The sequence below is a fragment of the Salmonella sp. A29-2 genome (assembly GCF_020150755.1).
Lineage (GTDB): Bacteria > Pseudomonadota > Gammaproteobacteria > Enterobacterales > Enterobacteriaceae > Salmonella > Salmonella enterica.
On record NZ_CP083731.1, the window covers coordinates 4,681,384 to 4,704,574 of the forward strand.

The following is a 23,191-nucleotide window of genomic DNA, read 5'->3' on the forward strand; positions in this document are numbered from 1 at the left end:
AACCCCGCCGAGTTTTCATTTCGGCAGGGTTTTTATCCGTAAGAACGTTAATTACTCTTCTTTCTGACCACGGTTCGCACGGCGGCGATCGTTTTCCGTCAGGTGACGTTTACGGATACGGATAGAGGTTGGGGTGACTTCTACCAGTTCGTCGTCATCAATGAACTCCAGCGCTTGCTCAAGGCTCATTTTAATTGGCGGAACCAGAATCACCGCTTCATCCGTACCAGACGCACGCATGTTGGTCAGTTTCTTACCGGTCAGGCAGTTTACCGTCAGGTCGTTGGAGCGACTGTGAATACCAATAATCTGGCCTTCATAAACTTCCGCGCCGTGACCCAGGAACAGCTTACCGCGATCCTGCAAACCGAAAAGCGCAAACGCCACCGCTTTACCCTGACCGTTGGAGATCAGTACGCCGTTCTGACGCTGGCCCACTTCACCCGGACGAATATCGTCGTAATGGCTGAAGGTGGAGTACAGCAGACCCGTACCGGAAGTCATGGTCATGAATTCTGAACGGAAACCAATCAGCCCACGGCTTGGGATCACGTAGTCGAGACGTACGCGGCCTTTACCGTCCGGATTCATGTTTTTCAGGTCGCCTTTACGCTCGCCCAGCGCCTGCATGACAGACCCCTGGTGCTGCTCTTCGACGTCCAGCGTCACGTTTTCGTACGGCTCTTGTTTACGACCGTCGATTTCACGGAAGATAACTTTCGGACGGGAAACCGCCAGTTCGAAACCTTCACGACGCATATTTTCAATCAGCACGGACAGGTGCAGTTCGCCACGACCGGATACACGGAACGCATCCGCATCTTCGGTTTCTTCAACGCGCAGCGCCACGTTATGCACCAGCTCTTTGTTCAGACGGTCAAGAATCTGACGAGAAGTCACAAACTTACCTTCTTTACCGCAGAACGGCGAGGTGTTAACGCAGAAGAACATAGACACGGTCGGCTCATCAACGGACAGCGCCGGCAGCGCTTCAACGTTCTGCGGGTCGCAGATGGTGTCGGAAATGTTCAGCTCGCCCAGACCGGTGATCGCAATGATATCGCCCGCTTCGGCGATATCGCTGTCGATACGCTCCAGACCCAGATGCGTCAGCACTTTACCTACTTTCGCGTTACGGGTTTTCCCTTCACTATCGATGATAGTGACCTGCTGGTTCGGCTTCACTTTGCCGCGTTTGATACGGCCGATGCCGATAACGCCAACGTAGTTGTTGTAGTCCAGCTGGGAGATCTGCATCTGCAACGGACCATCGAGGTCAACGTCCGGCGCCGGAACATGATCAATGATCGCCTGATACAGCGGGGTCATGTCTTCCGCCATATCTTCGTGGTCCAGACCCGCGATACCGTTCAGCGCCGAAGCGTAGATGATCGGGAAGTCCAGCTGTTCGTCGGTCGCGTCGAGGTTAACAAACAGGTCGAATACCTGGTCAACAACCCAGTCAGGGCGCGCGCCAGGACGGTCAACCTTGTTGATAACCACAATAGGTTTCAGGCCATGAGCAAAGGCTTTTTTGGTCACGAAGCGCGTTTGCGGCATCGGGCCGTCAAATGCGTCAACCACCAGCAGCACAGAGTCAACCATGGACATGACGCGCTCTACTTCACCACCGAAGTCAGCGTGCCCGGGAGTATCAACGATGTTGATACGGTAATCATTCCATTTAATAGCGGTGTTTTTAGCGAGGATAGTAATACCACGCTCTTTCTCCAAATCGTTGGAGTCCATCACTCGCTCTTGAGTTTCGGCACGCGCGTCGAACGTACCGGATTGCTGGAGCAGCTTATCAACCAGGGTAGTTTTACCATGGTCAACGTGCGCGATGATGGCGATGTTACGCAAATTTTCGATCACAACTTTGCCTCAGGCATTAGAAATAGCGCGTTATTGTACACGGATTAATCGCACTACAAAACAGGATCACAAACATCCTCCGCAAACAAGTATTGCAGAGTCTCTTTGTGATCGCTTTCACGGAGCGTTAAAAGGGTGGCTTGCGTTCTATTGCACCAATGTGGTGCTTAATGTTCACATTAAAGCACTATTTTGGTGCAACATAGTCACCGTGGTGCAGCCCTTTTGCACGATGGTGCGCATGATAACGCCTTTTGGGGGCAATGTGAAAGTTGGCACAGATTTCGCTTTATATTTTTACGGCGACACGGCCAGCAGAATTGAAGATCTCGTTACCACGACGACCGACCATGACCAATCCGGGAGAGTACAAGTATGTCCGCTGAACACGTTTTGACGATGCTGAACGAGCACGAAGTGAAGTTTGTCGATCTGCGCTTCACCGATACCAAAGGCAAAGAACAGCACGTCACGATTCCTGCTCATCAGGTAAATGCCGAATTCTTTGAAGAAGGCAAAATGTTTGACGGCTCCTCTATCGGCGGCTGGAAAGGCATTAACGAATCCGACATGGTGCTGATGCCAGACGCATCCACCGCAGTGATTGACCCGTTCTTCGCGGACTCTACCCTGATTATCCGTTGCGACATCCTGGAGCCTGGCACTCTGCAAGGTTATGACCGTGACCCACGTTCCATCGCAAAACGTGCGGAAGACTACCTGCGCGCGACCGGTATCGCCGATACCGTCCTGTTTGGGCCGGAACCTGAATTCTTCCTGTTCGACGACATCCGCTTCGGCGCATCTATCTCCGGCTCACATGTTGCGATTGACGATATTGAAGGCGCCTGGAACTCCTCTACCAAGTACGAAGGCGGCAACAAAGGCCATCGTCCGGGCGTGAAAGGCGGTTATTTCCCGGTTCCGCCAGTCGATTCCGCGCAGGATATCCGTTCTGAAATGTGTCTGGTCATGGAGCAGATGGGCCTGGTCGTTGAAGCGCACCACCACGAAGTAGCGACCGCAGGTCAGAACGAAGTGGCGACCCGCTTTAACACCATGACCAAAAAAGCCGACGAAATTCAGATTTACAAATATGTCGTGCATAACGTGGCTCACCGCTTCGGTAAGACCGCGACCTTTATGCCAAAACCGATGTTCGGCGATAACGGTTCCGGTATGCACTGCCACATGTCGCTGGCAAAGAACGGCACCAACCTGTTCTCTGGCGACAAATATGCCGGTCTGTCTGAGCAGGCGCTGTACTACATCGGCGGCGTCATCAAACACGCCAAAGCCATCAACGCCCTGGCGAACCCGACCACCAACTCCTACAAGCGTCTGGTCCCGGGTTACGAAGCGCCGGTGATGCTGGCCTACTCCGCCCGTAACCGTTCCGCCTCCATCCGTATTCCGGTGGTGGCGTCTCCGAAAGCGCGCCGTATCGAAGTTCGCTTCCCGGACCCGGCGGCTAACCCGTATCTGTGCTTTGCCGCCCTGCTGATGGCCGGTCTGGACGGGATTAAGAATAAGATTCACCCGGGCGAAGCCATGGACAAAAACCTGTATGACCTGCCGCCGGAAGAAGCGAAAGAGATCCCACAGGTAGCGGGTTCTCTGGAAGAAGCGCTGAACGCGCTGGATCTGGACCGCGAGTTCCTGAAAGCAGGCGGCGTGTTCACGGATGAAGCGATCGATGCGTATATTGCGCTGCGTCGCGAAGAAGATGACCGCGTGCGTATGACCCCGCACCCGGTAGAGTTTGAGCTGTACTACAGCGTTTAATCGTATATTAAAAATCCGACGAATTTCGCGTTGCTGCAAGGCGGCAACTGAGCACATGCCCAGGAGCATAGATAGCGATGTGACTGGGGTAAGCGAAAGCAGCCAACACAACAGCAGCGTGCAAGGCGTCAGGAGTTTTTGAGTTGCCGTGGAAACTTTCAGCCCATCCCAGGATGGGCTTTTTTCTCCACCAACAATCTGATCTCACGCGCTTTTTAGTGGTAAAAAGCTATAATGCACTAAAATGGTGCAACCTTTTCCAGGAGACTGCTGAATGGCAAGCGGCATACAGCCCGATGCTGGGCAGATCCTCAATTCGTTAATCAACAGCGTGCTGGTGGTCGACGACGCGCTGGCAATCCATTACGCCAATCCTGCCGCGCAGCAGTTGCTCGCGCAAAGCTCACGCAAACTGTTCGGGACGCCGTTACCTGAACTGTTGAGCTATTTTTCGTTAAACATTGACCTGATGCGCGAAAGTTTAGCGGCAGGGCAAGGCTTTACCGATAACGAAGTGACGCTGGTGATTGATAGTCGCTCGCATATTCTCTCTTTGACCGCCCAACGTCTGCCCGACGATTTTATACTGCTCGAAATGGCGCCGATGGATAACCAGCGTCGTCTGAGTCAGGAGCAGTTGCAGCACGCGCAGCAAATCGCCGCCCGCGATCTGGTGCGCGGTCTGGCGCACGAAATCAAAAATCCGCTCGGCGGCCTGCGCGGCGCGGCGCAGCTACTCAGCAAGGCGCTGCCCGACCCGGCGCTAACGGAATATACCAAAGTCATCATTGAACAGGCCGACAGGCTACGCAACCTTGTCGATCGTTTGCTGGGGCCGCAGCACCCGGGAATGCACATTACCGAGAGCATACATAAAGTCGCGGAGCGCGTGGTGGCGCTGGTGTCGATGGAACTGCCGGATAATGTCCGGCTTATCCGCGATTATGACCCCAGTCTGCCAGAACTGCCGCACGACCCGGAACAAATTGAGCAAGTACTGCTGAATATTGTCCGCAATGCCTTGCAGGCGCTGGGGCCGGAAGGCGGCGAAATTACGCTGCGTACCCGTACCGCCTTCCAGTTAACGCTGCATGGCGAACGCTATCGCCTGGCGGCGCGTATAGACGTTGAAGACAATGGGCCGGGCATTCCTCCCCATTTACAGGATACGCTGTTCTACCCGATGGTCAGCGGTCGCGAAGGCGGCACCGGGCTTGGGTTATCTATCGCCCGCAATCTTATCGATCAACACGCCGGCAAAATTGAATTTACCAGTTGGCCGGGGCATACCGAGTTTTCGGTTTACCTGCCGATTCGGAAATAGAGGTGTTTATGCAACGAGGAATAGTCTGGGTCGTCGATGATGATAGTTCCATCCGTTGGGTGCTTGAACGTGCTCTCGCCGGGGCAGGGTTGACCTGTACCACCTTTGAGAATGGTAATGAAGTACTGGCTGCGCTGGCCAGTAAAACGCCGGACGTCTTGCTGTCGGATATCCGAATGCCGGGAATGGGCGGGCTGGCACTATTAAAGCAGATTAAACAGCGTCACCCGATGCTTCCGGTCATCATTATGACCGCGCATTCCGATTTAGATGCCGCCGTGAGCGCCTATCAGCAGGGGGCGTTTGATTATCTGCCTAAACCGTTTGATATTGATGAAGCCGTCGCTCTGGTCGAGCGCGCGATTAGCCACTATCAGGAGCAGCAGCAGCCGCGTAATATCGAGGTTAACGGCCCGACAACAGACATGATAGGCGAAGCGCCCGCCATGCAGGATGTGTTTCGCATTATTGGTCGGCTGTCGCGTTCTTCGATTAGCGTGCTGATTAACGGCGAATCAGGAACCGGTAAAGAACTGGTCGCCCATGCGCTACATCGCCATAGCCCACGCGCCAAAGCGCCGTTTATCGCGCTCAATATGGCGGCCATCCCGAAAGATTTGATTGAATCCGAACTGTTTGGCCATGAGAAAGGCGCTTTTACCGGGGCGAATACCATCCGGCAGGGCCGTTTCGAGCAGGCTGACGGCGGCACGCTGTTTCTGGACGAAATTGGCGATATGCCGCTGGATGTCCAGACTCGTCTGTTACGCGTGCTGGCTGACGGACAGTTCTACCGTGTGGGCGGGTACGCGCCGGTAAAAGTGGATGTGCGCATTATCGCCGCCACCCACCAGAACCTCGAACGACGCGTTCAGGAAGGGAAATTCCGCGAAGACCTGTTCCACCGCCTGAACGTGATTCGTATCCATCTTCCGCCGTTGCGTGAACGCCGTGAGGATATTCCGCGCCTGGCGCGCCATTTTTTGCAGGTCGCCGCCCGTGAATTAGGCGTGGAAGCCAAATTATTACATCCAGAAACCGAAACGGCGTTAACACGCCTGGCATGGCCTGGTAACGTGCGTCAGTTAGAAAATACCTGCCGCTGGCTCACCGTCATGGCCGCCGGACAGGAGGTATTGATCCAGGATTTACCAGGCGAACTGTTTGAAGCCTCGGCGCCGGATAGCCCGTCTCACCTGCCGCCGGATAGCTGGGCTACATTACTGGCGCAATGGGCGGACCGCGCCTTGCGATCCGGTCATCAAAACCTGCTTTCTGAAGCGCAGCCAGAACTGGAAAGAACGCTACTGACCACGGCGTTACGCCATACGCAGGGTCATAAACAGGAAGCCGCCAGGCTGCTCGGTTGGGGGCGAAACACCCTAACGCGGAAGTTGAAAGAGCTGGGAATGGAGTAAACATTACCCGCGAGTGTAAAGATTAATAATTGAGCGCAAAACGCTGCTATTTTGCGCTTTACTGTTCCGATGAGTTCAGTATGATCATGCCCGGCAAACGGGGGGATTCATTATGTTAGAATCTATTATTAATCTGGTATCGAGTGGAGCGGTCGACAGCCACACGCCACAAACTGCGCTAGCCGCCGTGTTGTGTGCCGCGCTGGTGGGACTGTTCAGCTGACAATGTGCCGGATGGCGCTAATGCTTATCCGGCCTACAGGTTGTCGCAACGTGTAGGCCCGGTAAGCGCAGCGCCACCGGGCAACCCGGCTAAATGACGCGCGAGAACTGCTGCATCCGCGCTTTCTGGCGCAGATACGCGTCAAAGCACATGCAGATATTGCGGATCAGCAAACGACCTTTCGCCGTCACCTGAATTCCCTTCTCGCTAATATCCACCAGCCCATCTTTCGCCAGCGGCGACAGTAACTGCAAATCTTCGGCAAAATACTCAGCGAAATGCAAACCCCACTGCTGTTCGACAGCGTTAAAATCCAGGCGGAAGTTACAAATCAGCGCCTTGATAACATCGCGACGAATGCAATCATCACGGGTCAGCGTAATACCACGCCATAGCGCATTGCCCCGCTCATCCACTTGCTGGTAATAACGCTTCAGCTCTTTCTGGTTCTGCATGTAGCCATCGCCAATCATGCTGATAGCAGAAACCCCCATCCCCAGCAGATCGGTATCGCCCTGGGTCGTATAGCCCTGAAAATTACGGTGCAGCACGCCTTCGCGCTGCGCGACGGCCAGTTCGTCGTCCGGACGGGCAAAATGGTCCATCCCGATAAACTGATAACCGGCCTGAGTAAGCGATACGATTGTCTCCTGCAAAATATCCAGTTTCTGCTGCGCGCTGGGTAAATCGGCATCTTTAATTTTACGCTGGGCGGCAAAAAGCGTTGGCAGATGCGCATAGTTAAAGACGCTCAAACGATCGGGGTTCAGTTCCGTCACACGCTTCAGCGTGAAAGCGAAGCTTTCCGGCGTCTGTTTCGGTAGACCGTAGATCAAATCGATATTGGTCGAGGTAAAGCCGATATCGCGGGCGTGATTAAGCAACGCAAAGATGAATTCTTCATCCTGCTCGCGGTTAACCAGGCGCTGCACCTCTTTATTAAAGTCCTGCACGCCCATACTCAGGCGGTTAAAACCTTCCGCACGTAAATGATCGAGCACATCCAGCTCAATTTCACGGGGATCGACTTCGATCGAGATTTCCGCGTCGGTATTAAAGTGGAAATTTTCACGCAACAGCGTCATTAAGCGGCTGATTTGCGCTTTATTCAGGTAAGTAGGCGTACCGCCGCCCCAGTGAAGCTGGCTGACATGACGGTCTGCAAACAGCGGCGCGCGATGGCGAATTTCCTGCTCAAGCGCGTCAAGATACTTGTCAGCTTTATGCTGTTGGCGGGTGACAATCTTGTTGCAGCCGCAGAAATAACACAACTTGTGACAAAACGGGATATGCACATACAGCGAGAGCGGACGTTCAGGATAACGCGCCACAGCCTGCAAGAATGCGGCGTCCTCGAAGTCTTCAGAAAACTCCAGCGCGGTTGGGTACGAGGTATATCGTGGCCCGGAATAGTTATATTTCTGGATCAGGGCCAGATCCCAGTCTATTTGCTGTTCAGACATGCTCACTCCTTCCGATGGCGTCTCTGGCGGGTACGGCGTACCGGCTTCACGCCATGACGGGCGGCAAGCCGGCTGCGCAGCCATTTCTGTCGCCGCGACAATCGCTGTAGTTTAACGAATAACCACACCAGATAACATATAACCGGAAGGGTTATAAGCAGGACGGGCAAGCCCACGGTGTAAACCCGTTAGTTGCCGCCTCTTAGCAGGCGCATCATATCTTCCTGCTTCTCGTCCTCTTCGTCGTCTTCTTCGTCGTCATCGTAAGACAGACCAAGCTTCTGCATCAGTTCATCAATACGATCCAGTTTGGCATCTACCCAGGCTTGATCTTCCGCACTCAGGGTTTCGCCCGCTTCCAGACGTTCTAACAGCGCATCCAGGCGCTCATCCGTTTCCAGTAAATCCAACTCCGCCTGCGGTGAAAGCATAGGTTTCTCACTTTTCGGTTTATGCTGTTGGGTCACTTTTTCAGTCACGCCCAATGGAACAGGTGTTTTACTGCCAATACGTGGATCTTTTTGTTGATTCTGATTGCCGCCGCCCGAAGCGGAATTGCCGCCCGCCGCGCGACTTCCCGGCGCATGACCGCGATGTTTTTTCAGGCGTTTACGGTCGCGCGCCTCCTGGTTTAACTCTTCACGCGTTTTACGACGCTGTTTGCCAAAGGCTTTACTGCGCGGTGCAGAGGTTGGTTTTTTCATGATGTCAGATCTTTAAGCCGTTTTATTCAGTATAGAATTGAGGCGGAATCTAGCAGAAAGCAAGCAAAGAAAAAAGGCGACAGAGTAATCTGCCGCCTTTTTTCTTGACTCACGACCCTTAACGGGTTCCACCATCCCTGTTGGCTATCAACACGCCCTGTTTTTCCCTTAGCCTGGAACATTCCATGTTGTTTCCATTTCCTTTTACTAACGTCTCCGGACGTTTGTCTTCCTGACAATCCTGTGTCTTCGCCTCCTGGCGCTCCTGACCCTCATCCTGAGTCGTTGATCCTGTTAGCGTCCTCGCTATGTGCATTACTTTACTCTTTTGGGGTAAACTCACAAGATACCGACACGGCAAATCCCTTTTTTTCAGACAATTACCTTTCTATAAATTCATGATTTAACTATATTAACTGGCTTTGAGCCTGACAACGACTCTGTCATGTCGCATAAGTGCAATGGTCAATGTCTCACAAAGCGTATGGCTTTTACTTACAGCACCGCCGCGCCGAAAAATCCGTCTTTTGCTGGCGTTCAGGTATAATCGCCACAATGCTTTGACTGACGGAGACGACCGCTTTGACTAACCTGAATTATCAACAGACGCATTTTGTGATGAGTGCGCCTGATATTCGCCATTTACCTTCCGATTGCGGAATTGAAGTGGCTTTTGCTGGCCGTTCCAATGCAGGCAAATCCAGCGCCCTGAACACGTTGACCAACCAAAAAAGCCTGGCGCGCACCTCTAAAACGCCGGGCCGTACCCAATTGATTAACCTGTTTGAAGTCGTAGATGGCAAACGGTTGGTCGACCTGCCGGGCTATGGCTACGCGGAAGTCCCGGAAGAGATGAAACGCAAGTGGCAACGCGCGCTGGGGGAATATCTGGAGAAACGTCAAAGCCTACAGGGCTTAGTCGTTTTAATGGATATCCGCCATCCGTTGAAAGACCTCGATCAGCAGATGATCCAGTGGGCTGTAGAGAGCAATATCCAGGTTCTGGTTCTGCTGACCAAAGCGGACAAACTGGCCAGCGGCGCGCGCAAGGCGCAGTTGAATATGGTACGTGAAGCCGTGCTGGCTTTTAATGGCGATGTGCAGGTAGAAGCGTTTTCCTCGCTGAAAAAGCAGGGCGTGGATAAGTTACGTCAGAAGCTGGATAGCTGGTTTAGCGAGTTAGCGCCGGTAGTAGAAGAGGCGCAAGACGCCGAATAAACGAGCAGGACGGATAAGCGCCATCAGGTCATAAATGCCGGATGGCGCTTATCCGGTTCATAGACTTTTCTTACGCCCAATAAAAAACGCCCCAGTCATAAACTGACTGGGGCGGCTAAAATATTCAGCCAAATCCGATTACGTGAAGTAAAAGGTCTGAAAGATAGAACATCTTACCTCTGTACCCTACGTGAATAACTTTACTCTTTTTTGAGCAACACAGAAAGACCTTTTCGTAATTTTTTTTCATTCTTTACATAGGGAATTCTAATACCCATCACAAAACCCCCGTGCTTATGTTGCTTAATTACGAAAAAAGCGCGTTATTCCTTAAATGCTTAGTGCGCTTGATCCCAATTTTCTCCGCTACCGACTTCCACCAGCAACGGCACATCAATACGCGTGCAGTTTTCCATCAACTGATGGATACGTTTTGCTACCGCATCTAAGTCGTCTTTATGCACCTCGAACACTAATTCATCGTGTACCTGCATAATCATCCGCACGCGTGGCTGCTCGGCCTGTAGCCAGGCATCGACGGCAATCATGGCGCGCTTGATGATATCGGCAGCCGTTCCTTGCATGGGAGCATTGATCGCCGCGCGTTCCGCCCCCGCGCGCCGCGCCGCGTTGCTGGATTTAATATCCGGCAGGTAAAGGCGGCGTCCCTCCAGCGTTTCCACATAGCCTTGTTCTTTTGCCTGAGCGCGGGTGCGCTCCATGTATTCCAGCACGCCAGGATAGCGTTCGAAGTAGAGATCCATATACTTCTGCGCCTCTTTACGCGGAATATTAAGCTGGCGAGAAAGACCGAAGGCGCTCATCCCGTAAATCAGGCCAAAGTTAATGGCTTTCGCACTTCGGCGCTGTTCCCCGGTCACGCTATCCAGCGGCAAGCCAAAGACTTCCGCCGCCGTTGCGCGGTGAATATCTTTCCCTTCGGCGAACGCCGTGAGCAGCCCTTTATCACGGGAAAGATGCGCCATAATACGCAGCTCAATCTGTGAATAGTCCGCAGACACGATGAGATAATCCTCAGGCGCAATAAATGCCTGACGAATGCGGCGGCCCTCTTCATTGCGCACCGGAATATTTTGCAGGTTCGGATCGGTGGACGATAAACGTCCCGTCGCCGTTACCGCCTGATGATAGGACGTATGGACGCGCCCGGTTTTCGGGTTAATCATCAGCGGCAGCTTATCGGTATAGGTGGATTTTAGCTTCGCCAGACCACGATACTCCAGAATCACTTTCGGCAGCGGATAGTCCAGCGCCAGCTCTTCCAGCACCTCTTCCGACGTTGACGGCGCGCCGCCAGGCGTTTTCTTCAACGGCTTAATACCCTGCTTTTCAAACAGGATAGTCTGCAACTGCTTCGTCGAGGACAGGTTGAACGCCTCGCCCGCAATGTCATGCGCTTTCTTTTCCAGTTCCGCCAGACGTAGTGTGATTTCTTCCGAATGTTTGTGCAGGACGGCAGGATCGATTTTTACGCCATTGCGCTCAACGCGTGACAGTACCGGCACCAGCGGCATTTCGATGTTTTCGAAAACATTCAGCGGGCCTTTGTGCTGCTGGAGCTCAGGCCACATTTTGAGATGCAACTGTAACGTGACATCCGCATCTTCTGCCGCATAGCGCCCCGCTTCCTCCAGTGCGATCTGGTTAAAGGTGAGCTGGTTTTTACCTTTACCGGCAATGTCTTCAAAGGTGATAGTTTTGTGCTTCAGCCAACGATCGGACAAGCTGTCCATATCATGGCGTCCGGCGACGCTGTTCAGAATGTAAGACTCAAGCATGGTATCGAAGGCGATACCGCGCAGCTCAATACCGTAATTTTGCAAGACGCCGCGATCGTACTTGAGGTTTTGCCCCACTTTGCGCACTTTTTCATCTTCCAGCAGCGGCTTCAGCAGTTCCAGAGCACGCTGGCGGGAGATTTGATCCGGAGCGTCCAGATAATCATGCGCGACAGGTACATACGCGGCAACGCCAGGTTCGATAGCAAACGAGAGGCCCACCAGGTTGGCGGCGATATTATCCAGACTGTCGGTCTCCGTGTCGAAAGCAAAAACTGGCGCTTTTTTCAGCTTTTCAATCCAGCTTTCCAGCGTAACGTCGTCCAGAATCGTGACATAATTTTCATAAGAGAGCGCCGCTGCCGGTTCGCTGGGCGATTCATCAATAACGACCGTTTCCTGCGGTTTGGCCGCCGGTTTCGCGCTCTTTGCCTGTAGCCATTTGCCTGCCTCGACGTCCGCCGTCCAGCGCTTGAACTCATATTTTTTAAACAGGCCCAGCAGTTCATCCGCAATCGGCTGCTGCACTTCAAGCTGTTCGCAGGTCAGCTCCAGCTCAACATCCGTTTTAATGGTGGCGAGTTTATAAGACAGGTACGCTACGTCTTTATTCTGCGCTAATTTAGCGGCCATCGTTTTGGCGCCGCGGAAAGTGAGACCGGCAATTTTTTCCGGCTCGGCGTACAGCGTATCCAGGCCGCCCAATCCCTGAAGCAAGGCTTGCGCCGTCTTCTCACCCACGCCTGGTACGCCCGGAATATTATCCGAGGAGTCCCCCATCAGCGCCAGAAAGTCGATAATCAGCTCAGGCGGCACGCCGTACTTATTAACGACTTCATCCGGGCCGAGGATGGTGTTAGTCATGGTGTTGATCAGCGTAATATTCGGCGTCACCAACTGTGCCATATCTTTATCGCCGGTGCTGATTAATACCGGACGCCCCACCTTCTCCGCTTCTCGCGCCAGTGTACCGATAACGTCATCCGCTTCTACGCCAGAGACTGCCAGCAGAGGTAACCCCATGGCTTTAACCATGGCATGTAACGGCTCTATTTGCGCTCGCAGATCATCCGGCATCGGAGGACGATGCGATTTGTAGTGTTCAAAGAGCTCATCACGGAAGGTTTTTCCTTTGGCGTCAAACACCACCGCAGCATGCGTCGGCTGATACTGCATGATCAGGCTGCGCAACATGTTGAGGACACCATACATTGCACCCGTAGGTTCTCCCGCGCTGTTGGTTAACGGCGGAAACGCATGATAGGCGCGATAAAGATAGGATGAGCCATCTACGAGAATAAGTGGGTTTTCTGGGATCTGAACCATAATGTCCGTGCCTGTTTAACAGATTATGGTTAAAGGATGCCACATACAGGAGGAAAACTTGAGTTTTTCGCCGCATTTGCGGAAAAGTTTTGTCGATCTTCAGGATCGCTCGCAAAACAACCTGTGGATAACTTTGTGTGTAAATTCTTACCATTACTTTAAAATCAGCGCGATAGCCTTCTCGTCTTAATAATTACCCATTATTTTCAATGAGTTGTTAACATCACGTTTTTCTGATTATCTGATTCATGCCGTTATCATAATGTGGATAGTTGTTACGAGTGTTTCTATTTCACTCAGCGCCATCATTAGCATCGTTTTCTGATAGAATCAGCCCCTTGCGCCCTTTTCGCGCACCGTTTATGGCTAACTTTTGAATAATTTATTATGACGAGAATACTCGCGGCTATCACGCTCCCATTGAGTATCGTATTGACCATCCTGGTCACTATTGTTTGCTCAGTACCGATCATCATTGCCGGTATGGTAAAGCTTCTTTTGCCTGTTCCCGGTATCTGGCGCAAGGTCTCCATTTTCTGCAATTTCATGATGTATTGCTGGTGTGCTGGTCTTGCAGCGCTGTTACGCCTTAATCCGCACTTGCAATGGGATGTCGAAGGGTTAGAAGGGCTGAGCAAGAAAAATTGGTATTTACTGATTTGTAATCATCGCAGCTGGGCCGATATCGTTGTGCTTTGCGTTCTGTTCCGCAAGCATATCCCAATGAATAAGTACTTTCTTAAACAGCAATTGGCCTGGATGCCGTTCATCGGCCTGGCGTGCTGGGCATTAGATATGCCGTTTATGAAGCGCTACTCCCGTAGCTACCTGCTCCGACACCCCGATCGACGCGGCAAAGATGTTGAAACAACTCGTCGCTCTTGCGAAAAGTTTCGTCGGTATCCCACCACTATCGTTAACTTTGTTGAAGGCTCGCGATTTACGCATGAGAAACATCAGCAAACGCATTCACCTTATCAACATCTGTTGCCGCCAAAAGCAGCCGGTATTGCAATGGCGATTAACGTTTTAGGCTCACAGTTCGATAAGCTGCTTAATATTACGTTGTGTTACCCAAACAACGATCGTCACCCCTTCTACGATATGCTAAGCGGTAGGCTGACGCATATTGTTGTTCGGGTGCAACTGGAACCCATAAATGAAGAACTGCACGGCGATTACGTGAACGACAAAACATTCAAACGCCGTTTTCAACGTTGGCTTAATACGCTGTGGGATAAGAAAGATATACAGATAGAAGAGATTAAAACATCTTATAAAAACGCCGGTCAGTGACCGGCGTTCTTTTTATTTTTTATCAACCAAATATTTCACAGTATCAGCATACTGCTGAACAAAAACATCCATGCTGCTGGTATCCATGCCTTGTGGGTTAATCTGGTATTTGCCATTGACGAACATCGCCGGAACGCCCTGCAGTTGCAGGTCAGCCGCGGCTTTCTCCTGTTGCGCAACCAGTGATTTCACTACGAAGCTGTTCCATGCCGCATCGTAATCTTCGCCTTTGACGCCCGCATCAACGAACACTTTACGGATATCCGCGGCAGATTGTACTGTCTGGGTTTTCTGTACGGCTTCAAACAGCGGGACCGTGACTTTATCTTCTACACCCAACGCCATCGCCACCGCCCATGCCTGGGTGAGCTCCTTGCCCAACGGCCCCAGGAACTCAACGTGGTACTTGGTCATTTTGGTGCCTTCCGGCAGCTTTTTCTTCACATTGTCAGACACATGAAGCACTTCTTCAAACTGATAACAATGTGGGCAGTAGAAGGAGAAAAACTCCAGTACCTGGGGTTCGCCAGCGACCGGTTTATCCAGCGTGATATACTGTTTACCGTCGCTGATCTGTGCTGCCGAGGCGCTAAAAGCTAAAACCATACCAGCCAGCGCCAGCCAAATCTTTTTCATGATCAACTCTCTCCGATTAATACATTGGCGTTAATTGTAAAGGGGGTTCGTGCAAAATTTTAGTCTGCTCAATAAAAGTCGTTGTCTGTCGCTGCCAGTAATCTTCCCCTGTTAACCAGGGAAAGTTTTTTGGAAACGCAGGATCGCCCCAACGACGAATCAACCAAGCAAGATAATAAACTAAACGCATGGCGCGTAAAGGTTCAATGAGACCAATTTCAGCCGTATCGAACTCACTAACTTCTTCATAAGCTTCAATAATGGTTTCGAGCTGCATTCGCTGTTCGGCTTTGTCGCCGTTCAGCAGCATCCATAAATCCTGTATCGCCGGGCCGTTACGGGCATCATCTAAATCGACAAACAGCGGTCCATCACGCCATAGAATGTTGCCGGCATGACAATCGCCGTGCAATCGCAGCGTGGCGAAATCGGTGCGCCAGCATTCGGTAACTGCAGACAGTAGAGTATCAGTGGCTTTCAGGAAAGCCGCTTTTTGCCCGGAGGGAATCAGTGCGGCATCTTCGAATACCTGGCGAGGTTCAAAAAGATACTCTGCAAGCCCAATGTCAGGCCGGAAAGTGAAAGGACGTTTTCGCCCCGTCTGATGCAATCGACCAAGATAACGCCCTACCGCCTCCATCTGATCGATATTATCTGCTTCAAACTGACGACCGCCTACGCTGGGGAAAATGGCATAATGATAGCCCTGATGCGCTAGCAGCGTCTGGCCATTAAACGCGAGCGGAGCGGCAACCGGAACCTCATCCTTCACCAGTTCAAGCGCGAATTGGTGTTCTTCCCGAATTTGATCAACAGACCAGCGTTCAGGACGATAAAACTTAACGACAAAACGTCGACGGTCTTCATCCTGAAACTGATAGACGCGGTTTTCATAACTGTTTAGTGGAGTCAGCCCGGAATCCACCCTGATCCCCTGTTCAAACAGCGCATCCATGATGGTTTCCGGGTGTAGCGTCTGGAAAGTAAAAGCGTTGTCGTTCATCCCATCATCCGGAAAATACTACGAATGATTCAGGATATCATTTCGTGGCGATTTCGGTGGCGCCGCTTACAAGGTTTTACTCTTTAATAACGCCGCGGGCGCGTAAAAGCGCCGTTTTAAAGTCCTCTTCATAGTCTTTTTGAATCCCTGGAATGGCGGCGTCTTTGGCGGAATCGCGCATTTTCAGATGGTAGATCAGGATATCATCAGTTAAATCTTCCAGTTTGCCGTCAAAACCTGACTCTTTCGCCAGTTTCTGCAAAAATTGCGTCAGATTAAGATCAGGCTCTTTCTGCCAGGCTGGCTGGAGGAGTTCAATGACTTCATTCAGGCGTTTACATTTCATAGCTGTGCTCCTTATTCTTGATACAGACACGGTAGCAGGGTCAATCCCACAATAAAAGAGGCGATATCGGTGAATCTGGATGAAGTAATAACCGGCGTGGTGCTGGCAGGCGGTAAAGCCCGGCGGATGGGAGGTGCGGATAAAGGTCTGCTTGAACTGGACGGGAAACCGCTCTGGCGGCACGTTGCCGATGCGCTCGCGCCACAACTTGCTACGGTCGTCATTAGTGCTAATCGCCATCTGGATATCTACCAGGCCAGCGGCCTGAAAGTCATTCCGGATTCAATCGCTGACTTTCCCGGTCCGCTGGCGGGTATGCTTTCCGTTTTTCAGCAGGTAGCAGGTGACTGGTTTCTGTTTTGTCCCTGTGACAATCCCTGTATCCCCCACAACCTGGTCGATCGTTTAGCAACGCAGCGTCATGGCGCACCCGTGGTTTGGGTTCATGATGGAGAGCGCGATCATCCAACGATCGCGTTGATTAATCGTGCCGTTGAGCCCCAGTTGACAGCTTATTTGCAAGCAGGCGAGCGGCGGGTAATGATTTTTATGCGCCAGGTAGGCGGACACGCCGTTGATTTCAGCGATTGTAAGGAGGCATTTGTGAACGTCAACACGCCGGAGGAACTCGCGCAATGGCAAAAGAGACCATGATACCGCTACTCGCCATTGCCGCGTGGAGCGGCACGGGAAAAACAACACTGCTGAAAAAACTGATCCCAGCACTTTGTGCGCACGGTATTCGGCCAGGGCTGATTAAGCATACCCATCATGATATGGATGTTGATAAACCGGGTAAAGATAGCTACGAATTACGTAAGGCCGGGGCAGCACAAACGCTGGTTGCCAGTCAGCAGCGCTGGGCGTTAATGACTGAAACGCCGGGGCAAGAAGAGTTGGATCTGGCATGGCTGGTGAGCCGGATGGATGCATCAAAGCTGGATATGGTGCTGGTAGAAGGGTTTAAACACGAGGCAGTTGCGAAGATCTTACTTTTTCGTCAGGGATGTGGGCACAGCGAGGAAGAATTAATTCTTGATGAGCATGTTATTGCGGTTGCCAGTGATATTCCACTTGCCGTAGCGGTACCCGTTTTGGATCTTAATGATGTATCGCAGATTTCTGCCTTCATTTTGCGGTGGTTAGAGAAAGCACGTTCCTTGTAGGCCGGATAAGGCGGAGCCGCCATCCGGCGGTGCCGGTTGCCTGATGGCGCTGCGCTTATCAGGCCTACATTTTTACAGTTACCACACACGCAAAGAAGCCCGTCCTGACGGACGGGCTTCTTCACTTGTCTGATGCCTGGCAGTTTATGGCGGGCGTCCTGCCCGCCACCCTACGGGCCGTTGCTGCGCAACGTTCAAATCAGCTCCCGGCGGATTTGCCCTCCTCAGGAGAGTGCTCACCGGCAGACTACAGATAAAACAAAGGGCCCTGTCTTCCGACAGGGCCCTTCGTTTTATTTGATGCCTGGCAGTTCCCTACTCTCGCATGGGGAGACCCCACACTACCATCGGCGCTACGGCGTTTCACTTCTGAGTTCGGCATGGGGTCAGGTGGGACCACCGCGCTACTGCCGCCAGGCAAATTCTTTTATGCTCAGTACGCAATTCTTTATCGCATCAGCGGCGTTGCCTGCGCTCGTAAAGTCAGTCACATACTTCTGTATGCTCCTTCCTTTCCTTCGCTTGCCGCCTTGCTGCTGCGCAAATTATTGCGTACTCAACTCTGAATCAGTGCTGAAAATCTTCTCTCATCCGCCAAAACATCTTCGGCGTTGTAAGGTTAAGCCTCACGGTTCATTAGTACCGGTTAGCTCAACGCATCGCTGCGCTTACACACCCGGCCTATCAACGTCGTCGTCTTCAACGTTCCTTCAGGAGACTCTAAGTCTCAGGGAGAACTCATCTCGGGGCAAGTTTCGTGCTTAGATGCTTTCAGCACTTATCTCTTCCGCATTTAGCTACCGGGCAGTGCCATTGGCATGACAACCCGAACACCAGTGATGCGTCCACTCCGGTCCTCTCGTACTAGGAGCAGCCCCCCTCAGTTCTCCAGCGCCCACGGCAGATAGGGACCGAACTGTCTCACGACGTTCTAAACCCAGCTCGCGTACCACTTTAAATGGCGAACAGCCATACCCTTGGGACCTACTTCAGCCCCAGGATGTGATGAGCCGACATCGAGGTGCCAAACACCGCCGTCGATATGAACTCTTGGGCGGTATCAGCCTGTTATCCCCGGAGTACCTTTTATCCGTTGAGCGATGGCCCTTCCATTCAGAACCACCGGATCACTATGACCTGCTTTCGCACCTGCTCGCGCCGTCACGCTCGCAGTCAAGCTGGCTTATGCCATTGCACTAACCTCCTGATGTCCGACCAGGATTAGCCAACCTTCGTGCTCCTCCGTTACTCTTTAGGAGGAGACCGCCCCAGTCAAACTACCCACCAGACACTGTCCGCAACCCGGATTACGGGTCCACGTTAGAACATCAAACATTAAAGGGTGGTATTTCAAGGTCGGCTCCATGCAGACTGGCGTCCACACTTCAAAGCCTCCCACCTATCCTACACATCAAGGCTCAATGTTCAGTGTCAAGCTATAGTAAAGGTTCACGGGGTCTTTCCGTCTTGCCGCGGGTACACTGCATCTTCACAGCGAGTTCAATTTCACTGAGTCTCGGGTGGAGACAGCCTGGCCATCATTACGCCATTCGTGCAGGTCGGAACTTACCCGACAAGGAATTTCGCTACCTTAGGACCGTTATAGTTACGGCCGCCGTTTACCGGGGCTTCGATCAGGAGCTTCGCTTGCGCTGACCCCATCAATTAACCTTCCGGCACCGGGCAGGCGTCACACCGTATACGTCCACTTTCGTGTTTGCACAGTGCTGTGTTTTTAATAAACAGTTGCAGCCAGCTGGTATCTTCGACTGACTTCAGCTCCATGAGTAAATCACTTCACCTACGTGTCAGCGTGCCTTCTCCCGAAGTTACGGCACCATTTTGCCTAGTTCCTTCACCCGAGTTCTCTCAAGCGCCTTGGTATTCTCTACCTGACCACCTGTGTCGGTTTGGGGTACGATTTGATGTTACCTGATGCTTAGAGGCTTTTCCTGGAAGCAGGGCATTTGTTGCTTCAGCACCGTAGTGCCTCGTCGTCACGCCTCAGTGTTAAAGTGAACCGGATTTACCTGGAACACACACCTACACGCTTAAACCGGGACAACCGTCGCCCGGCCAACATAGCCTTCTCCGTCCCCCCTTCGCAGTAACACCAAGTACGGGAATATTAACCCGTTTCCCATCGACTACGCCTTTCGGCCTCGCCTTAGGGGTCGACTCACCCTGCCCCGATTAACGTTGGACAGGAACCCTTGGTCTTCCGGCGAGCGGGCTTTTCACCCGCTTTATCGTTACTTATGTCAGCATTCGCACTTCTGATACCTCCAGCATCCCTCACGGGACACCTTCGCAGGCTTACAGAACGCTCCCCTACCCAACAACACACAGTGTCGCTGCCGCAGCTTCGGTGCATGGTTTAGCCCCGTTACATCTTCCGCGCAGGCCGACTCGACCAGTGAGCTATTACGCTTTCTTTAAATGATGGCTGCTTCTAAGCCAACATCCTGGCTGTCTGGGCCTTCCCACATCGTTTCCCACTTAACCATGACTTTGGGACCTTAGCTGGCGGTCTGGGTTGTTTCCCTCTTCACGACGGACGTTAGCACCCGCCGTGTGTCTCCCGTGATAACATTCTCCGGTATTCGCAGTTTGCATCGGGTTGGTAAGCCGGGATGGCCCCCTAGCCGAAACAGTGCTCTACCCCCGGAGATGAATTCACGAGGCGCTACCTAAATAGCTTTCGGGGAGAACCAGCTATCTCCCGGTTTGATTGGCCTTTCACCCCCAGCCACAGGTCATCCGCTAATTTTTCAACATTAGTCGGTTCGGTCCTCCAGTTAGTGTTACCCAACCTTCAACCTGCCCATGGCTAGATCACCGGGTTTCGGGTCTATACCCTGCAACTTAACGCCCAATTAAGACTCGGTTTCCCTCCGGCTCCCCTATTCGGTTAACCTTGCTACAGAATATAAGTCGCTGACCCATTATACAAAAGGTACGCAGTCACACAGGTAAACCTGTGCTCCCACTGCTTGTACGTACACGGTTTCAGGTTCTTTTTCACTCCCCTCGCCGGGGTTCTTTTCGCCTTTCCCTCACGGTACTGGTTCACTATCGGTCAGTCAGGAGTATTTAGCCTTGGAGGATGGTCCCCCCATATTCAGACAGGATACCACGTGTCCCGCCCTACTCATCGAGCTCACAGCACATGCGCTTTTGTGTACGGGGCTGTCACCCTGTATCGCGCGCCTTTCCAGACGCTTCCACTAACACACATGCTGATTCAGGCTCTGGGCTCCTCCCCGTTCGCTCGCCGCTACTGGGGGAATCTCGGTTGATTTCTTTTCCTCGGGGTACTTAGATGTTTCAGTTCCCCCGGTTCGCCTCATTAACCTATGGATTCAGTTAATGATAGTGTGACGAGTCACACTGGGTTTCCCCATTCGGGTATCGCCGGTTATAACGGTTCATATCACCTTACCGGCGCTTATCGCAGATTAGCACGCCCTTCATCGCCTCTGACTGCCAGGGCATCCACCGTGTACGCTTAGTCGCTTAACCTCACAACCCGAAGATGTTTCTTTCGATTCATCATCGTGTTGCGAAAATTTGAGAGACTCACGAACAACTTTCGTTGTTCTGTGTTTCAATTTTCAGCTTGATCCAGATTTTTAAAGAGCAAAACTTCGCAGTGAACCCTTTCAGGTACACTCTGAAGTATTTTTTCGTAAACACTCACGAGATGGTGGAGCTATGCGGGATCGAACCGCAGACCTCCTGCGTGCAAAGCAGGCGCTCTCCCAGCTGAGCTATAGCCCCATCGTGTAGTCAGAACCTCTTACCTTTGATTCGTTTCCGGGCGCGGCGTGGTGAAGCGAAGCATACTGAAGTATGCGAGCTTTGCCACAACAAAGCACGGGAGCGAATCTGGTAGGCCTGAGTGGACTTGAACCACCGACCTCACCCTTATCAGGGGTGCGCTCTAACCACCTGAGCTACAAGCCTGTAGAGGTTTTACTGCTCGTTTTTCATCAGACAATCTGTGTGAGCACTGCAAAGTACGCTTCTTTAAGGTAAGGAGGTGATCCAACCGCAGGTTCCCCTACGGTTACCTTGTTACGACTTCACCCCAGTCATGAATCACAAAGTGGTAAGCGCCCTCCCGAAGGTTAAGCTACCTACTTCTTTTGCAACCCACTCCCATGGTGTGACGGGCGGTGTGTACAAGGCCCGGGAACGTATTCACCGTGGCATTCTGATCCACGATTACTAGCGATTCCGACTTCATGGAGTCGAGTTGCAGACTCCAATCCGGACTACGACGCACTTTATGAGGTCCGCTTGCTCTCGCGAGGTCGCTTCTCTTTGTATGCGCCATTGTAGCACGTGTGTAGCCCTGGTCGTAAGGGCCATGATGACTTGACGTCATCCCCACCTTCCTCCAGTTTATCACTGGCAGTCTCCTTTGAGTTCCCGGCCGGACCGCTGGCAACAAAGGATAAGGGTTGCGCTCGTTGCGGGACTTAACCCAACATTTCACAACACGAGCTGACGACAGCCATGCAGCACCTGTCTCACAGTTCCCGAAGGCACCAGTCCATCTCTGGAAAGTTCTGTGGATGTCAAGACCAGGTAAGGTTCTTCGCGTTGCATCGAATTAAACCACATGCTCCACCGCTTGTGCGGGCCCCCGTCAATTCATTTGAGTTTTAACCTTGCGGCCGTACTCCCCAGGCGGTCTACTTAACGCGTTAGCTCCGGAAGCCACGCCTCAAGGGCACAACCTCCAAGTAGACATCGTTTACGGCGTGGACTACCAGGGTATCTAATCCTGTTTGCTCCCCACGCTTTCGCACCTGAGCGTCAGTCTTTGTCCAGGGGGCCGCCTTCGCCACCGGTATTCCTCCAGATCTCTACGCATTTCACCGCTACACCTGGAATTCTACCCCCCTCTACAAGACTCAAGCCTGCCAGTTTCGAATGCAGTTCCCAGGTTGAGCCCGGGGATTTCACATCCGACTTGACAGACCGCCTGCGTGCGCTTTACGCCCAGTAATTCCGATTAACGCTTGCACCCTCCGTATTACCGCGGCTGCTGGCACGGAGTTAGCCGGTGCTTCTTCTGCGGGTAACGTCAATTGCTGCGGTTATTAACCACAACACCTTCCTCCCCGCTGAAAGTACTTTACAACCCGAAGGCCTTCTTCATACACGCGGCATGGCTGCATCAGGCTTGCGCCCATTGTGCAATATTCCCCACTGCTGCCTCCCGTAGGAGTCTGGACCGTGTCTCAGTTCCAGTGTGGCTGGTCATCCTCTCAGACCAGCTAGGGATCGTCGCCTTGGTGAGCCGTTACCTCACCAACAAGCTAATCCCATCTGGGCACATCTGATGGCAAGAGGCCCGAAGGTCCCCCTCTTTGGTCTTGCGACGTTATGCGGTATTAGCCACCGTTTCCAGTAGTTATCCCCCTCCATCAGGCAGTTTCCCAGACATTACTCACCCGTCCGCCACTCGTCAGCAAAGCAGCAAGCTGCTTCCTGTTACCGTTCGACTTGCATGTGTTAGGCCTGCCGCCAGCGTTCAATCTGAGCCATGATCAAACTCTTCAATTTAAAAGTTTGATGCTCAATCAATTAAACTTCGT

Annotated in this window: 16 protein-coding genes, 2 tRNA genes and 3 rRNA genes; 8 read left to right on the plus strand and 13 right to left on the minus strand. The window is 52.4% G+C overall.

Annotated features, from left to right (window positions below):
- Positions 1-51 precede the first annotated feature (51 nt).
- Positions 52-1,875: a ribosome-dependent GTPase TypA gene (gene typA, locus K8W53_RS22720; RefSeq protein ID WP_000572060.1), complete on the minus strand. Its 1,824-nt coding sequence runs from the start codon at positions 1,873-1,875 to the stop codon at positions 52-54.
- Between the two features lie 375 nt (positions 1,876-2,250).
- Between typA and glnA the strand changes: the two genes are divergently transcribed.
- The 4 genes from glnA to K8W53_RS22740 all read left to right on the plus strand — a co-directional run bounded on the left by glnA (position 2,251) and on the right by K8W53_RS22740 (position 6,625).
- Positions 2,251-3,660 carry a glutamate--ammonia ligase gene (glnA, locus tag K8W53_RS22725; protein WP_001271699.1) on the plus strand — a complete coding sequence of 470 codons (1,410 nt, stop codon included), beginning with the start codon at positions 2,251-2,253 and terminating at the stop codon, positions 3,658-3,660.
- A gap of 274 nt (positions 3,661-3,934) precedes the next feature.
- Positions 3,935-4,984, plus strand: coding sequence for a nitrogen regulation protein NR(II) (glnL, locus tag K8W53_RS22730; protein ID WP_000146194.1), 1,050 nt, complete (start codon positions 3,935-3,937; stop codon positions 4,982-4,984).
- 8 nt (positions 4,985-4,992) lie between these two features.
- A complete protein-coding gene (gene glnG / locus K8W53_RS22735; RefSeq protein ID WP_023224809.1) occupies positions 4,993-6,402 on the plus strand; it encodes a nitrogen regulation protein NR(I) in 1,410 nt (469 codons plus the stop codon).
- Between the two features lie 112 nt (positions 6,403-6,514).
- On the plus strand, positions 6,515-6,625 hold the full coding sequence (locus K8W53_RS22740) for a YshB family small membrane protein (RefSeq protein ID WP_001578131.1): 111 nt from the start codon (positions 6,515-6,517) through the stop codon (positions 6,623-6,625).
- Positions 6,626-6,714: 89 nt separating this feature from the next.
- Here K8W53_RS22740 and hemN read toward each other — a convergent pair whose 3' ends face one another.
- From hemN to K8W53_RS22755, 3 genes are all read right to left on the minus strand, one after another.
- On the minus strand, positions 6,715-8,088 hold the full coding sequence (hemN, locus tag K8W53_RS22745; protein WP_023224810.1) for an oxygen-independent coproporphyrinogen III oxidase: 1,374 nt from the start codon (positions 8,086-8,088) through the stop codon (positions 6,715-6,717).
- Between the two features lie 188 nt (positions 8,089-8,276).
- Entirely contained in the window at positions 8,277-8,792 is a 516-nt protein-coding gene (gene yihI, locus K8W53_RS22750) for a Der GTPase-activating protein YihI (RefSeq protein ID WP_000743292.1), read from the minus strand.
- Positions 8,793-8,910: 118 nt separating this feature from the next.
- On the minus strand, positions 8,911-9,135 hold the full coding sequence (locus tag K8W53_RS22755; RefSeq protein WP_001541209.1) for a hypothetical protein: 225 nt from the start codon (positions 9,133-9,135) through the stop codon (positions 8,911-8,913).
- Positions 9,136-9,374: 239 nt separating this feature from the next.
- On the opposite strand from K8W53_RS22755, the gene yihA reads away from it, so the two are divergent.
- Positions 9,375-10,010: a ribosome biogenesis GTP-binding protein YihA/YsxC gene (yihA, locus tag K8W53_RS22760; protein ID WP_000183328.1), complete on the plus strand. Its 636-nt coding sequence runs from the start codon at positions 9,375-9,377 to the stop codon at positions 10,008-10,010.
- Positions 10,011-10,348: 338 nt separating this feature from the next.
- Here the strand turns inward: yihA and polA are convergent, their stop codons facing one another.
- Entirely contained in the window at positions 10,349-13,135 is a 2,787-nt protein-coding gene (polA, locus tag K8W53_RS22765; RefSeq protein ID WP_023224811.1) for a DNA polymerase I, read from the minus strand.
- A gap of 387 nt (positions 13,136-13,522) precedes the next feature.
- Here polA and K8W53_RS22770 point away from each other — a divergent pair, with 387 nt between their 5' ends.
- Positions 13,523-14,431: an acyltransferase gene (locus K8W53_RS22770; protein WP_023224812.1), complete on the plus strand. Its 909-nt coding sequence runs from the start codon at positions 13,523-13,525 to the stop codon at positions 14,429-14,431.
- A 12-nt stretch (positions 14,432-14,443) separates the two neighbouring features.
- On the opposite strand, the gene dsbA is transcribed toward K8W53_RS22770, so the two are convergent.
- The 3 genes from dsbA to K8W53_RS22785 all read right to left on the minus strand — a co-directional run bounded on the left by dsbA (position 14,444) and on the right by K8W53_RS22785 (position 16,416).
- Positions 14,444-15,067, minus strand: coding sequence for a thiol:disulfide interchange protein DsbA (dsbA, locus tag K8W53_RS22775; RefSeq protein WP_000725364.1), 624 nt, complete (start codon positions 15,065-15,067; stop codon positions 14,444-14,446).
- A 16-nt stretch (positions 15,068-15,083) separates the two neighbouring features.
- Positions 15,084-16,070 (minus strand): serine/threonine protein kinase, encoded by a 987-nt coding sequence (locus tag K8W53_RS22780; protein WP_000999264.1) that lies wholly within the window; start codon positions 16,068-16,070, stop codon positions 15,084-15,086.
- Positions 16,071-16,146: 76 nt separating this feature from the next.
- Complete coding sequence (locus tag K8W53_RS22785) at positions 16,147-16,416, minus strand: YihD family protein (protein WP_000649858.1); 270 nt, start codon at positions 16,414-16,416, stop codon at positions 16,147-16,149.
- Positions 16,417-16,485: 69 nt separating this feature from the next.
- On the opposite strand from K8W53_RS22785, the gene mobA reads away from it, so the two are divergent.
- Positions 16,486-17,070 carry a molybdenum cofactor guanylyltransferase MobA gene (gene mobA / locus K8W53_RS22790; RefSeq protein ID WP_023224813.1) on the plus strand — a complete coding sequence of 195 codons (585 nt, stop codon included), beginning with the start codon at positions 16,486-16,488 and terminating at the stop codon, positions 17,068-17,070.
- On the plus strand, positions 17,067-17,582 hold the full coding sequence (mobB, locus tag K8W53_RS22795; RefSeq protein WP_010989085.1) for a molybdopterin-guanine dinucleotide biosynthesis protein MobB: 516 nt from the start codon (positions 17,067-17,069) through the stop codon (positions 17,580-17,582). Before mobA ends, mobB begins: the two co-directional genes overlap by 4 nt.
- A 302-nt stretch (positions 17,583-17,884) precedes the next feature.
- On the opposite strand, the gene rrf is transcribed toward mobB, so the two are convergent.
- The 5 genes from rrf to K8W53_RS22820 form a co-directional block, all read right to left on the minus strand.
- Positions 17,885-18,000, minus strand: a 5S ribosomal RNA gene (rrf, locus tag K8W53_RS22800).
- 197 nt (positions 18,001-18,197) lie between these two features.
- Positions 18,198-21,104, minus strand: a 23S ribosomal RNA gene (locus tag K8W53_RS22805).
- A gap of 182 nt (positions 21,105-21,286) precedes the next feature.
- A tRNA-Ala gene (locus tag K8W53_RS22810) sits at positions 21,287-21,362 on the minus strand.
- Positions 21,363-21,471: 109 nt separating this feature from the next.
- A tRNA-Ile gene (locus K8W53_RS22815) sits at positions 21,472-21,548 on the minus strand.
- A 69-nt stretch (positions 21,549-21,617) separates the two neighbouring features.
- Positions 21,618-23,159 (minus strand): 16S ribosomal RNA (locus tag K8W53_RS22820).
- The 16S, 23S and 5S rRNA genes sit together here with 2 tRNA genes alongside, the layout of an rRNA operon.
- Between the last annotated feature and the right edge of the window lie 32 nt (positions 23,160-23,191).

What these genes read in the sequence shown, in the direction of transcription:
- K8W53_RS22785 (WP_000649858.1), bottom strand. Translation starts at nt 16,416, where the DNA reads ATGAAATGTAAACGCCTGAATGAAGTCATTGAACTCCTCCAGCCAGCC.
- glnA (WP_001271699.1), top strand. Translation starts at nt 2,251, where the DNA reads ATGTCCGCTGAACACGTTTTGACGATGCTGAACGAGCACGAAGTGAAG.
- mobB (WP_010989085.1), top strand. Translation starts at nt 17,067, where the DNA reads ATGATACCGCTACTCGCCATTGCCGCGTGGAGCGGCACGGGAAAAACA.
- K8W53_RS22780 (WP_000999264.1), bottom strand. Translation starts at nt 16,070, where the DNA reads ATGAACGACAACGCTTTTACTTTCCAGACGCTACACCCGGAAACCATC.
- hemN (WP_023224810.1), bottom strand. Translation starts at nt 8,088, where the DNA reads ATGTCTGAACAGCAAATAGACTGGGATCTGGCCCTGATCCAGAAATAT.
- glnL (WP_000146194.1), top strand. Translation starts at nt 3,935, where the DNA reads ATGGCAAGCGGCATACAGCCCGATGCTGGGCAGATCCTCAATTCGTTA.
- glnG (WP_023224809.1), top strand. Translation starts at nt 4,993, where the DNA reads ATGCAACGAGGAATAGTCTGGGTCGTCGATGATGATAGTTCCATCCGT.
- K8W53_RS22740 (WP_001578131.1), top strand. Translation starts at nt 6,515, where the DNA reads ATGTTAGAATCTATTATTAATCTGGTATCGAGTGGAGCGGTCGACAGC.
- polA (WP_023224811.1), bottom strand. Translation starts at nt 13,135, where the DNA reads ATGGTTCAGATCCCAGAAAACCCACTTATTCTCGTAGATGGCTCATCC.
- yihI (WP_000743292.1), bottom strand. Translation starts at nt 8,792, where the DNA reads ATGAAAAAACCAACCTCTGCACCGCGCAGTAAAGCCTTTGGCAAACAG.
- K8W53_RS22770 (WP_023224812.1), top strand. Translation starts at nt 13,523, where the DNA reads ATGACGAGAATACTCGCGGCTATCACGCTCCCATTGAGTATCGTATTG.
- dsbA (WP_000725364.1), bottom strand. Translation starts at nt 15,067, where the DNA reads ATGAAAAAGATTTGGCTGGCGCTGGCTGGTATGGTTTTAGCTTTTAGC.